This is a genomic window from uncultured Kocuria sp. (assembly GCF_947500125.1).
Classification (GTDB): Bacteria; Actinomycetota; Actinomycetes; order Actinomycetales; family Micrococcaceae; genus Kocuria.
In genome coordinates this window covers 126,604-137,796 of the sequence record NZ_CANMRA010000008.1, presented here as the reverse complement: position 1 = coordinate 137,796, position 11,193 = coordinate 126,604, and the positions used below count along the sequence as shown (strand labels likewise).

The 11,193-nt window shown below is 73.6% G+C and carries 13 protein-coding genes; 3 read left to right on the top strand and 10 right to left on the bottom strand.

The window, feature by feature from the left end:
* Positions 1–651: 651 nt before the first annotated feature.
* Positions 652–990 carry a hypothetical protein gene (locus tag Q0817_RS07840; protein WP_298585599.1) on the top strand — a complete coding sequence of 113 codons (339 nt, stop codon included), beginning with the start codon at positions 652–654 and terminating at the stop codon, positions 988–990.
* A gap of 155 nt (positions 991–1,145) precedes the next feature.
* Here Q0817_RS07840 and Q0817_RS07835 read toward each other — a convergent pair whose 3' ends face one another.
* Together Q0817_RS07835 and Q0817_RS07830 are read right to left on the bottom strand one after the other, a co-directional pair.
* Positions 1,146–2,384 carry an acyl-CoA dehydrogenase family protein gene (locus Q0817_RS07835; RefSeq protein ID WP_298585598.1) on the bottom strand — a complete coding sequence of 413 codons (1,239 nt, stop codon included), beginning with the start codon at positions 2,382–2,384 and terminating at the stop codon, positions 1,146–1,148.
* A gap of 47 nt (positions 2,385–2,431) precedes the next feature.
* Entirely contained in the window at positions 2,432–4,567 is a 2,136-nt protein-coding gene (locus Q0817_RS07830) for a 3-hydroxyacyl-CoA dehydrogenase NAD-binding domain-containing protein (protein WP_298585597.1), read from the bottom strand.
* A gap of 77 nt (positions 4,568–4,644) precedes the next feature.
* Between Q0817_RS07830 and Q0817_RS07825 the strand changes: the two genes are divergently transcribed.
* Positions 4,645–5,244 carry a GNAT family N-acetyltransferase gene (locus Q0817_RS07825; RefSeq protein WP_298585596.1) on the top strand — a complete coding sequence of 200 codons (600 nt, stop codon included), beginning with the start codon at positions 4,645–4,647 and terminating at the stop codon, positions 5,242–5,244.
* A gap of 1 nt (position 5,245) precedes the next feature.
* Here Q0817_RS07825 and Q0817_RS07820 read toward each other — a convergent pair whose 3' ends face one another.
* The 7 genes from Q0817_RS07820 to Q0817_RS07790 form a co-directional block, all read right to left on the bottom strand.
* Positions 5,246–5,950, bottom strand: coding sequence for a TetR/AcrR family transcriptional regulator (locus tag Q0817_RS07820; RefSeq protein ID WP_298585595.1), 705 nt, complete (start codon positions 5,948–5,950; stop codon positions 5,246–5,248).
* Positions 5,951–6,061: 111 nt separating this feature from the next.
* Positions 6,062–6,235, bottom strand: coding sequence for a hypothetical protein (locus Q0817_RS07815; protein WP_298585594.1), 174 nt, complete (start codon positions 6,233–6,235; stop codon positions 6,062–6,064).
* Between the two features lie 5 nt (positions 6,236–6,240).
* A complete protein-coding gene (locus Q0817_RS07810) occupies positions 6,241–7,110 on the bottom strand; it encodes an SMP-30/gluconolactonase/LRE family protein (protein ID WP_298585593.1) in 870 nt (289 codons plus the stop codon).
* A gap of 1 nt (position 7,111) precedes the next feature.
* On the bottom strand, positions 7,112–7,549 hold the full coding sequence (locus Q0817_RS07805) for an acyl-CoA thioesterase (protein ID WP_298585592.1): 438 nt from the start codon (positions 7,547–7,549) through the stop codon (positions 7,112–7,114).
* Positions 7,550–7,589: 40 nt separating this feature from the next.
* On the bottom strand, positions 7,590–8,423 hold the full coding sequence (locus tag Q0817_RS07800) for a PhzF family phenazine biosynthesis protein (RefSeq protein ID WP_298585591.1): 834 nt from the start codon (positions 8,421–8,423) through the stop codon (positions 7,590–7,592).
* Positions 8,424–8,427: 4 nt separating this feature from the next.
* Entirely contained in the window at positions 8,428–8,625 is a 198-nt protein-coding gene (locus tag Q0817_RS07795) for a hypothetical protein (RefSeq protein WP_298585590.1), read from the bottom strand.
* 58 nt (positions 8,626–8,683) lie between these two features.
* Positions 8,684–9,340, bottom strand: a complete 657-nt coding sequence (locus Q0817_RS07790) for a DNA-3-methyladenine glycosylase I (RefSeq protein WP_298585589.1) — start codon at positions 9,338–9,340, stop codon at positions 8,684–8,686.
* A gap of 57 nt (positions 9,341–9,397) precedes the next feature.
* Here Q0817_RS07790 and Q0817_RS07785 point away from each other — a divergent pair, with 57 nt between their 5' ends.
* Entirely contained in the window at positions 9,398–10,657 is a 1,260-nt protein-coding gene (locus Q0817_RS07785; protein WP_298585588.1) for an MFS transporter, read from the top strand.
* Here Q0817_RS07785 and Q0817_RS07780 read toward each other — a convergent pair.
* On the bottom strand, positions 10,654–11,052 hold the full coding sequence (locus Q0817_RS07780) for a DUF4870 domain-containing protein (protein WP_298585587.1): 399 nt from the start codon (positions 11,050–11,052) through the stop codon (positions 10,654–10,656). The two genes, Q0817_RS07785 and Q0817_RS07780, sit on opposite strands and share 4 nt — an antisense overlap.
* Positions 11,053–11,193: the final 141 nt, after the last annotated feature.

The following is an 11,193-nucleotide window of genomic DNA, read 5'->3' as shown; positions in this document are numbered from 1 at the left end:
GACGACAACCCCATCAACCGAATAAAAAATCGGTATCAACAAACATGGCACACTATTGAGTTCTCAAACAACAGACCAGCAACCAGGCCGAACACCCGGAAACCGTGTTGGAATTCTTTTTCGCTCGGTTCTCGCGATTTCTCGCTTTCCCCTCGGCGACCTCCTCAGCTTATCCCCATCTTCTCCGCTTTCCCAAATCGCTTTTCCATCGTTCAACGATGGTGGGTTCTTCGGGAGAAGAAGTCGTGGATCCGCCGGAGTCGGCGCCGTGGGCCGCAACGATCTCTCGCTGCTGCCCGAAACAGCTCCGCCAGCGTACCGGACCCGGTCTCTGCCAACAAGCGGTCTGTCACCGCACAGCGGTGATCGGCCTGGTGGTTCGAGGAGGTTGGTCCGCCGGATTCGGCGTTGCCGTCCGGGGCGATCTCTCGCTTCCCGTGCGGCGACTCGGAATACATTACACACGCCCCGGAGGACCGTCAAAACCCGCGCCGTGCCGGGCGAGGGCCTGTCGTCGCGGCGCACGCCGCCTCCGCCGGCGGCACACGTGCGGACAGCTGGAGCACGCGGCAGGAGCACACGGCAGGAGCGTCAGGAGCGTCGGTGCGTAGGCTGATGGGACATCGATGCCCCGACCCGAAAGGACTGCAGATGAGCACCTCACCGGAAGAGCTGCCGGAGACCCCCGACACCTACGAGGGCGCCGCCGAGGTCGATCCCGAGCACTGGCGCGAGGATCCGCTGGTCGAGGTCGACGAGACCGGCGTGCAGGACGAGCGCGTGGATCCCGAGCACCCGGTGGTCCCCTCGGAGCAGGAGCTCCGGGACGAGACCGCGGAGGGCCGCTACGAGGCGGGCGACGAGCAGGTCCCGCCCGAGGAGCCCAGCATGGGCGAGGCGATCGCGGACCTCGACGTCCCCGAGGACCCCGCGTTCGAGGACGAGATCGACTCGAGCAACGACTCCTTCCACGGCGGCGCCGATCTCTGAGCGCCCACGGGAGACAGCACGACGGCGCCCCTGCCGGCAGGGGCGCCGTCGTCGTCTCCGGGGCGGGAACGCCGTTCCCGCCCGGGAGAGCAACCGGAGAGCGAGGGGTGCGGGGATCCGGGCTCTCCTCCGTCGTCGCCCCGGGTGCGCCCCGCTCAGGCGAAGGCGGAGATGCCGGTGATGCTGCGCCCGATGATCAGCGCCTGCACGGTCTCGGTGCCCTCGTAGGTGTGCAGGGCCTCGATGTCGGCGAAGTGGCGGGCCACGCGGTTCTCGATCAGGATGCCGTTGCCCCCCAGCAGGTCCCGGGCGTTGGACGCGATCGAGCGGGCGGTGCGCGTGGAGGTGTACTTCGCCAGCGACGCCTGCTCGGCGGTGAGCCGGCCGGCCTCCTCCCGTTCGGTCATCCGCGCCACGAGCAGCTGGATCTGGGTGAGCTCGCTGAGCATCCGGGCCAGCCGCTCCTGGACGATCTGCGAGGCGGCCAGCGGCCGGCCGAACTGCACGCGCTGCTTGGCGTACTGCACGGCGGTCTCGTAGCAGGCCTGGGCGTGGCCCACCGCGCCCCAGGCCACGCTGATCCGGGTCGCGAACAGGACGTCGGCGGTGTTCTTGAAGGACCGTGCCGCCGGCAGGGCGTTCTCCTCCGGCACGAAGACGCCGTCGAAGCGGAGGTGCGCCTGGTGGATGGCGCGCAGGGCGAGCTTGCCGCGGATGGTCGTGCCGGTGTAGCCCTCGCTCTCCTGCGGGACCACGAAGCCGCGGACCTGGCCGTCCTCGTCGGAGCGGGCCCACACCACGGTGATCCCGCCCATCGAGCCGTTGCCGATCCACTTCTTCTCACCGTTGAGCACCCAGCCGCCGTCCACCGGGGTGGCACGGGTCTCGAGGCTCACCGAGTCCGAGCCGTGGGTGGGCTCCGTGAGGGCGAACGCGCCGAGGAGCTCGCCCGTGGCCATCCGCGGCAGCCAGCGCTGTCGCTGCTCCTCGGAGCCGCACATCGCGATCGAGCGCATCGCGAGCCCGCCCTGGACGCCGGAGACGGTCGCGATGGACCCGTCGCCGCGGGAGAGCTCCATGCTGATCAGCCCCGCCGCGGTCTTGGACATCTCCTCGTAGCCGTCGACGCCGACGCCGTCGCGCAGCAGGTCGAGCTCCCCGAGCCGGCGGACGAGGTCGAGGGAGTACTCCGAGCGGTCCCAGTGCTCGCCGATGACGGGCAGCAGGTCCTCCTGGACGAACCGGCGGGCGCGCATCCAGTGCTCCCGGTCGGTGTCGGAGACCGCGTCGAAGGCCCCGGCGGCGTCGGTGTCGAGGGCCTCGTCGAGGACGTAGTCGGGCTCCACGGTGCCGGCGGGGAACAGGTTCGCGCCGGTCTCAGGGGTGGCGGTCATGGAAGGATCCTTCGTTCGGTGGGCGGGCGGGAGGTCGGGGCCGGCGGTCAGTCCCGGTGGAAGGGCCGGCCGAGCACGCGCTCGGAGGCGCCCGTGCGGTCAAGGTACGGGGTGATCCCGCCCAGGTGGAAGGGATAGTTGGCGCCGAGGACCATGCACAGGTCCACGTCCTCGGGCCCGGCGACGACGTCCTCGGCCAGCATCGCGCCGATCTCCTCCGCCAGGGCGTCCTGGACCCGCACGAACAGCTCCCCCGGCGAGGCGGGAGCGCCCGGGGCGCCCGCGGGACGCTGCGCCCGGGTCCGCTCGAGCAGCCGGGCGGCGTCCGCGGCGAGGTAGCCGTCCGCGCCCGTCTCCGGGGCCTGCTCGGTGGGCAGCACGTGGGTCAGGCCCGCCTCGACCACCGCGTTCATCCACGGGGACTCCGCGAAGCGCTCGGGATAGGCCCCGTGCATGGTCTCGTCCACGTGGTGCAGCACGGCCGGGCCCACGAAGTCGAGCAGCCGCAGCGGGGTCATGGGCAGGCCCATCGGGTCGGGGGCGTGGTCGGCGGCCGCCACGTCCATGCCCGCGTCGACCGCCTGGACGATCACGTCGAAGAGGCGGGTCAGCACCCGGTTGACCACGAAGCCCGGGGCGTCCTGGACGCGCACCGCCGTGCGGCGCAGCATCGCGGCGAGCTCGAAGGCGGTCGCGAGGGCGGCGTCGCCGGTCCGCTGCCCGGCGACGATCTCGAGGAGCGGGGTGACCTCCACGGGGTTGAAGACGTGGAAGCCGACGACCCGCTCGGGGTGCCGGAGACCGTCCGCCATGGCGGTGACGGACAGGGAGCTCGTGTTGGTCGCGAGGATCGCGTCGGGCCGCACGACCTGCTCCCACTGGGCGAAGACCTGCTTCTTCACGTCGAGGTCCTCGAAGACGGCCTCGATCACGAAGTCCGCGTCGGCGAGGTCCTCCGGCCCGCTCGCGCCCGTGACGAGGGCGCCGAGCTGCTCCGCCTGCTCCGCGCTGATCCGTCCCCGGGCCGCCTGGGCGGCGAAGCGCTCCCGGGTCCGGGCCACGCCGGCGGCGAGCCGTGCGTCGTCGAGGTCGGTCATGACCACGGGGATCCGGGCGCCGCTCGCGATGAGCGAGGCGAGCTGGCCGGCCATCAGGCCGGCGCCGATCACGGCGGCCTTGCGCAGGGGCACGGGCTCGGCGGCCGGCACGTCCGCGGGCTGCCGGGAGCGTGCCGAGACGAGCTCGAACGCGTAGAGGGAGGCCTTGGCCACGTCGCCGCGGACCAGGTCGGCGAAGGCCGCCACGGCCTTCGTCCCGTTCTCGGTGCGGGTCTCGGTCCGGGCGTCGGCCACGAGGTCGATCGCCACGAGCGGGGCCGGCGCCGCGCCGTGCCAGGTGCGCTCGGCCCGGTCCCGGGCCTGCTCCACGGCGTCGTGCCACTGCCGCTCCCCGGTGCTGCCGGGCGTGCCCGCACGGCGACGGGGCTCCCCCGCGTCGAGCGCGGTGAGCTTGCCGGCCACCCACTCCTGCCAGGCGGTGTCCCACGCCCCGGTCCCCGGGGCGGCGTCGAGCACGGTGTCCACGAGGCCGAGCTCGAGGGCCTCCGCCGCCTTGGTGTTCCGGCCCCGCAGCGAGTCGAACACGATGACGCGCAGCGCCGCGGCCGGGCCGATCAGGTGCGGGAGCAGGTGCACGCCGCCCCAGCCCGGGAAGAAGCCGAGCCGGCACTCCGGCAGCCCGAGCGGACCGGTGCGCGGATGGGCCGCGCGGTAGTCCGTGTGCAGGGCCAGCTCGAGCCCTCCGCCCAGGGCCTGCCCCGTGAGCAGGGAGAACGTGGGCACGCTCGCGTCGGCCAGGACGCCGAAGGCCTCGTGGCCGAGTCCCACGTACCGGTCGGAGACGCCGCTGAGCTGGGCGTGGCGGATCTCCTTGAGATCGGCCCCCGCGCCGAAGGACCGGGCGTTGCCGGTGACCACGATCGCCTCGACGGCCGACTGGTCGATCGAGCCCAGGACGTCCCGGAGCTGCCCCAGGGCCTCGGAGCCCCAGATGATCAGTCCGCCCGGCGGCGTGGAGTCCAGCCGCACGAGGGCGACGGGAGCGGACCGGCCGGGCAGGACGAGCTGCTCGACGTCGACCGTGACGGTGGAGGGGAAGGACGGGGCGGGCGCGGCGGGTGCCATGGACGGACTCCTGACGAGAGGTGTGATCGCCACCACTCTGACTGATACTGAGTCTCAGGTCAAGGAATCGAGTCTCAATGTCGTCGTGCGGCGTCCGCTGCCGGGGCGTCGAGGCCGTATTCTGGCTGGTGATGATCGACGTGCTGCCCCCAGAGACCGAACGCCTCGCGTTCCGCCGCTTCGACGCCGCGGACCTCGACCCCATGCACTCCTACCAGAGCCGCGAGGACTACGCGCAGTACGCGTGGCGGGGCCCGCGCACGCGCGAGGAGTGCGAGCGCGCGCTGGCCGAGAACAGCGGACTGCGCCCCTGGAGCCGGGACGGCGACCACGTCCGCTTCGCCGTCTCCCCCAGGGGCTCCCGGGAGCTCGCGGGCGAGGTGGTGCTGACCCTCACGGACGCGGCCGCCGCGCAGGTCGAGATCGGCTGGGTGGTCCACCCCGACCACGCGGGCAGGGGGATCGCCTCCGAGGCCGCCCGCGCCGCGATCGAGTTCGCGTTCGCCGAGCTGGGGGCGCACCGGGTCTGCGCGAGCCTCGACGCCCTCAACGTGAGCTCCGCCAAGGTCTGCGAGCGCATCGGGATGCGCCTGGAGGCGACCCTGCGCGAGAGCCACCACCAGCTGGGCGAGTGGCGCGACGAGCTCATCTACGCGATCCTCGCCGACGAGGTCTGACTCACCGGCCCAGGGCGTTCCGCACGGACGCCAGGATCTCCTCCGTGCCCGCCCCCGGGTCCAGGACGGTGACGACGACGGCGGGGCGCGTCCCGGCCGCGGCGGCCGGCCGCGCCGCGCCGCCGTCGTAGCCGGAGACGAGGGTCCGCGCGAGCCGCTCGAGCTGCGCCGCCAGCTCGGCCGAGGGGTCGCTGTCCGGGGCGCGCAGCCAGGCCCGCAGCGCGGCGTTGTGCACGGCCACCGCGGCGGCGGACAGCGCCGTGGCCAGGGTCGCCCGCCCCGGCGAGTCGGGCAGCGCGGAGCGCAGGTAGCGCTGCAGGACCCGCTCGTAGCGGTGGGACGTGATGAGCTCCCGGTCGCGCAGCTGGGGGACCTGCCGGAGCAGGGCGTTGCGGGCCAGGGCGCGCTCGCGGTGGTCGAGGTGGTGGCGGAAGACCAGCAGCACGCCGTCCCGGAGCGCGAGGGCCGGATCGGCGCCCGGCTCGCCGCCCGCACGCGCCAGCTGCTGCTCGAGGCGCTCGAGGTTCGCGGCGTGGTCCGCGAAGACGATGTCCTCCTTGGACCCGTACTTGCGGAAGAAGGTGGCCCGGCTGATCCCCGCGGCCAGCGCGAGCCGGTCCACGGTCGTGGCCTCCCAGCCCTGCTCCGCGAGCAGGCGGATCGAGCCGGTGACGACGTCCGCGGTCGCCCGGGGGGTCTCGGTCATGGGTTCCTCCTCGCTCCGATCGTAGACCGGGGGCCCGGGGCCTCTCGCCGCCGGGCCCCCTTCGCCTCCCGGCCCGCCCCCGGACCCTCCCCACCCGCGGGGTCGAGACCGTCAGCGCCGGGCCCTGCGGCCCAGGAGCAGCGCCCCGGCGGCGCACAGCGCCGCGAGCACGGCGAAGGAGAGCGCCGACGAGGTGCCCCCGCTGAGCAGGGAGCCCACGAGGGCGACCACCCACACGAGCACGAGCAGCCACAGCAGTCCGGCGGTGCGCCTGGGGTTCCGCACCGCGCTCAGCCCCCGAAGGGCAGGACGGGCAGGCCGGGCACGTCGACCCGGACGGCGAACAGGGAGCCGGCGGCCGGGTCCTCGTCGGCGGCGAGGTTCTCCCGGGACGTGGTGATGTAGAGGGTGCGCAGGTCCTCCCCGCCCAGGCAGCACGCGGTGGTCTGGCGCGCCCCGACCGTCACGACGGTGTCCAGGGCGCCGTCGGCCGTGTAGCGGTGCACCTGGCCGGCGCCGTGCAGCGCCACCCAGACCGCGCCCGCCGAGTCGACGGTCAGCCCGTCGGGGTGGACGTCCCCCTCCGAGAGCTCGGGGACCACGAAGGTGCGGCGGCCGTGCAGCCCCGCGGCCTCCGACCAGTCGAAGACGTCGATCTTCCCGGTGGGCGTGTCGTTGTAGTAGGCCAGGCCTCCGTCCGGGGACCAGGCGATGCCGTTGGAGACGGTGACGCCCTCCAGGACCGGCTCCCACCGCAGGTCCGGGTGCACGCGGTAGAGCGTGGCCGCCCCCTCGGCCTGGTCCCAGGCCATGGACCCGACGTAGAAGGAGCCGTCCGGGCCGGCCCCGCCCTCGTTCATCCGGACCGCCCCGGGCTCCCAGAGCAGCTCGGGCGGGTGGAGGGCACCGTCCGGGTCCTCGAGGACCACCCCCGTCTCGACCGCCAGGACCGCGCCGCCGGTCGCGCGCGGGCGCACGCAGGCGACGACGTCGCCCACGTGCCGGCGCCGCACCTCGCCGTCCGCGCCGAGGAGCAGCACGTCCCCCGCGAGCATGTCGACCCAGCGCAGTCCGCCCCAGGACGCGGACCAGCACGGCCCCTCGCCGTGGTAGGTGACCGAGTCGGTGACCCGTTCGGCGCTCAGGCGCCGCACCGCCATCTCAGCGGCCCTTCTCGTGCACCGCGGGCAGCGCCGTGGCGGGGATCCGGTCCCGGTCGTAGGTGATCTCCGTGTAGCCGTGCGGGGTGGGTCGCCCCTCCCGGTCGAGGTTCACGAAGACGATCTCGTCGATGCTCAGGATGAGGTCCCGGGTGATCATGTTGCGCACCTGGGCGCGCATGGTCAGGGACGTGCGGCCGAAGGCGGTGGCGGTCAGGCCCATCTCGATGATGTCGCCCTGCTCTGCGGAGCTCACGAAGTTGATCTCCGACATGTACTTCGTCACCGCGCGCTGGTTGCCGAGCTGGACGATCGCGTAGATCGCCGCCTCCTCGTCGATCCAGCGGAGCAGGCTCCCGCCGAACAGGGTGCCGTTGGCGTTGAGGTCCTCCGGCTTGACCCACTTGCGGGTGCGGAAGGTGATGTCCTGGGTCGTCATGTGCCAACGATACTCAGGACGGACGCCGACACCCCGTCGGCTACAGCTCCACGGTCCCCCGGACCACCGGGCTGACGTGACCGCCGACCCAGATGGTCTCCGCGTCCCGCTGCACCACCACGCGCCCGGTGCGCCCGAGCACCGTGCCCTGGGCGGCGACGTAGCGGTCCGGGGCCCACCCGTTGTCGGTCAGCCACCGGGCCAGACCCGCGTGGAGGCTGCCCGTGACCGGGTCCTCCACCACCCAGTCGCCCACGAACGCCCGCACCTCGACCGCGCACTCCGCGCCGTGGGGGTGGGGCCCGACCACGCCGAGCTTGAGCCCCGCCATGGCCGACCAGTCCGCACGGACCCCCAGGACGGCCTCGGCGTCGGCCACGCGCACGCCGATCCAGCCGGGGCCGTTGTCGAGCCAGGACACGTCGAGCAGCGCGGACGGGGCCAGCCGCAGGGACCGTGCGACCCGGTCCAGCAGCGCGGGCTCCGCGACGGGTTCGTAGCGCAGCAGGGGCGGGGCGGCGAACGAGAGCCGGTCCGTGCGGCGCCGGACGGGCACGAGCCCGACCCCGCACTCCTGCACGACGTCCTCGCCCGCGGGCTCCCCGCCGAGGGCGAGCCAGGCGGAGGCCGTTCCGAGCGTGGGGTGCCCCGCGAACGGCAGCTCCCCGCCGGGCGTGAAGATCCGCACCCGGTAGTCGGCGCCCGGGGCGGAGGGCTCGAGCAGGAACGTGGTCTCGGAGAGGTTGGTCCAGCGGGCGAAGCGCGCCATCGTGTCCTCGTCGAGGGTGTCGGCCCCGTGCACGACGGCGAGCGGATTTCCGCCCAGCGGCGCGACCGAGAAGACGTCCACCCAGCTGATCGCGTGGCTCGTCACGGTCTCAGAGCACCGGCCCGCGCGAGTTCTTCCGGGCGGGCCGGGCCCGTCCCGCCGCTCGGCCCGCCCGGCCGGCGACCTCGCCGCGGGCGGCCGCCCGGTCCTCCCGCAGCCTCCGCACCACCATGCCGATCAGGACGGAGCCCACGGTGCTCAGCACCAGGGGCAGCACCGCGCTGTGCTGCTTGCTGTTATCGTACATGGCCGGGCCTCCTGCCGGAAGGCGACGCGGGGCGTCGTCGGGTGCGGTGCCAGGAATCCTACGCACCGTCCGGCGCCTCCGGCCACACCCCGGAGCTGCCGCGGCGGTGGCTGCCGACCAGGTGGGTGTCGACGATCCCGACCGCCTCCATGAGCGCGTGCATCGTGGTCGGCCCCACGAAGCGGAAGCCCCGCGCCCGCAGGGCCCGGGACAGGGCCTCGGACTCCGGTGAGCGGGTCGGCACCTCGTCCGCCGTGCGCGGCCGCGGGGTCCGCGCCGGGCGGAACGACCACACGAGATCGGCCAGCCCGCCCTCGGCGCGCAGGGCCACGGTGGCGCGGGCGTTGCCGACGGTGGCCTCGATCTTGCCCCGGTGGCGCACGATCCCGGCGTCGCCCAGGAGCCGGTCGACGTCGGCCGGTCCGAATTCGGAGACCGTGTCCGGGTCGAAGTCCGCGAAGGCGCTGCGGAAGGCGGGCCGCTTGCGCAGGATCGTGGCCCAGGACAGTCCCGACTGGAAGCCCTCGAGGCAGATCCGCTCGTAGAGCCCCCGCTCGTCCCGCACGGGGGCACCCCACTCGGTGTCGTAGTACGCGCGCAGGAGGGGGTCCGTTGCCGCCCATTCGGGGCGGGCGAGCCCGTCCTCGCCGAGCACGAGGTCGGTTCCGGCAGCACGCTCGGTCGCGGGATCAGGCAGGGAGCTCATGCCGAGCATCGAACCACACCGGAGGGCTCCGACACACCCCGGAAGGGTTACCCCCTGGGGTATAGGATGGCGGTCATGCACCCGACGAACTCCACCGTGGACCGGCGCGCCCTGCAACGGAGGGTCGTCCGCGTCCTGGCGCTCGGCCAGATCCTCGGCGGGCTGGGCGTCGGCGCCACCCTCGCCCTCGGCGCCCTCCTCGTCACCGAGGTCTCCGGCTCCTCGGCCTGGTCCGGCATGGCCGCGACCATGAACACCCTGGGCGCGGCCCTGCTCGCCGTCCCCCTCGCCCGGCTCGCCCAGGCCCGCGGCCGGCGGATCTCGCTGAGCACCGGGGCGTTCACCGCCATGGCGGGCGCCTCGATCACGATCGGCGCCGCCGTCCTCTCCAGCTTCCCCGTCCTGCTGGTGGGCCTGGCGCTGCTCGGCGCCGGCTCGGCGCTCAATCTGCAGTCCCGGTTCGCGGCGACCGACCTCGCCCAGGACGACACCCGCGCCCGGGACCTCTCCCTCGTGGTCTGGTCCACGACGATCGGCGCGGTGCTGGGCCCCAACCTCTTCGAGCCCGGCGAGCTGATCGGGCGGGCCCTGGGCCTGCCCGAGCTCACGGGCGGGTTCGTCATCGCCCTCGTGGCGCAGGCCTGCGGCGCCCTGGTCTACCTCACGGCGCTGCGGCCGGACCCGCTGCTGCTGGCCGTGGCCGACGGAGAGGCCGCGGGCAGGGACAAGCCCTCCCCCGCGGGCGGGCTGGCGGTGCTGCGGGCCTCGTCGCCGGCCCGCCGGGCCGTGCTCACCGTGGCGCTGAGCCACGCCGTGATGGTGGCGCTCATGTCCATGACGCCCGTGCACCTGACGATCCACGGCGCGTCGCTGAGCGTCGTCGGCCTGACCATCAGCCTGCACGTGGCCGGGATGTACGCCCTCGCCCCCGTGTTCGGCTGGCTCGCGGACCGGGTCGGCCGCCGCCCCACGATCCTGCTCGGGCAGGCCATGTTCGTGGCGGCCCTCGTGCTGTCCTGGTTCGGCTCGACGTCGGCGGTGCTGGTGACGATCAGCCTGGTCCTGCTCGGGCTCGGGTGGTCGGCCTCGACGGTCGCGGGCTCGACGCTCGTGGCCGAGGCCGTCCCGCCCGCCGAGCGGCCGAAGCTGCAGGGCGTCTCGGACCTGTTCATGAACCTCGCCGGCGCGACCGGCGGCGCGCTCGCCGGACCGGTGCTGGCGCTGATCGGCTTCGACGGCCTCAGCGCCGCCCTGCTCGTCCTCGTGGCGGTCGTGGTGCTCTCGCACGCGGGCCGGACCACGCCGGCCCTCCTCCACCAGGACTAGCCGAGGACCGGCAGCTGCAGCGGGTAGCGGTACACCTCGCCCTTGTTGGCCTTGAGCACGGCCAGGACGTGGCACACGACCAGCAGCACCGCGGCGACGATCCACAGCACGATCGCCACGGGGATCAGGATCACGGTGAACAGGCACACCCACGCGGCCACGTTGAGCAGCCACATGGACAGGTTGAAGTTGAACGATCCGGCCGAGGTGGCCCGCAGGAACGCGTTCTTCTCCCGGTAGACCAGCCAGACGACGAGGGGGCCCACGAAGCCGAGCCACCCGACGGAGACCAGCGCGCCGATCAGGCCGGACAGGTGGGTGAGGACCGCGATGGTGCGGTCGTCCCCCTGCGCCCGGTACTGGGGACGAGGTGCTGACGGTGGAAGGTAGGACATCGGGGTCTCCTGGTCGGCAGGGGCGGAACCGGTTGCGGTGCCCGGCGCCGCGAGCGCCGCAACGGCGCGGTGCTGCCAGCGTATCGGGGCCGGGCCCGCGCCCGGTATGGGGGATGACCGCACTCGGCGGCGGCGGTTCCC